The sequence below is a fragment of the Mesorhizobium sp. M7A.F.Ca.CA.002.09.1.1 genome (genome assembly GCF_003998555.1).
Lineage (GTDB): Bacteria > Pseudomonadota > Alphaproteobacteria > Rhizobiales > Rhizobiaceae > Mesorhizobium > Mesorhizobium ciceri.
Genome location: NZ_RZRR01001657.1, coordinates 1 through 382, shown reverse-complemented (window position 1 = coordinate 382; position 382 = coordinate 1). Strand labels below are relative to the sequence as shown.

Genomic DNA, 382 nt, shown 5'->3' with positions numbered 1-382 from the left:
GGAATGGCTCTACGAACTGACCGGTGCCACCGTGGCGTCCTGCGTCGGCGGCATGGACATGCGCTCGGAGCGGCGTGTGCTGGAGCGTGGCGCCCATATCGTCGTCGGCACGCCCGGCCGGCTGCGCGACCACATCACCCGGCGCTCGCTCGACATGTCGGCGCTGAAGGCGGTGGTGCTCGACGAGGCCGACGAGATGCTCGATCTCGGCTTTCGCGAAGACCTCGAATTCATCCTCGACGCCGCTCCGGCCGAACGCCGGACGCTGATGTTCTCGGCCACGGTGCCGCGCTCGATCGCCACGCTCGCCCAGGGCTATCAGCGCGATGCGGTGCGCATTTCGGCCGCCGGCGAGGAGAAGCAGCATCTCGACATCGAATAT

1 protein-coding gene is annotated in these 382 nt (G+C 67.8%); it reads left to right on the top strand.

Annotated features, from left to right (window positions below; translation table 11 throughout):
* A partial coding sequence (locus EN994_RS35200) for a DEAD/DEAH box helicase (RefSeq protein ID WP_127308334.1) occupies positions 1–382 on the top strand: 382 nt, incomplete at both ends.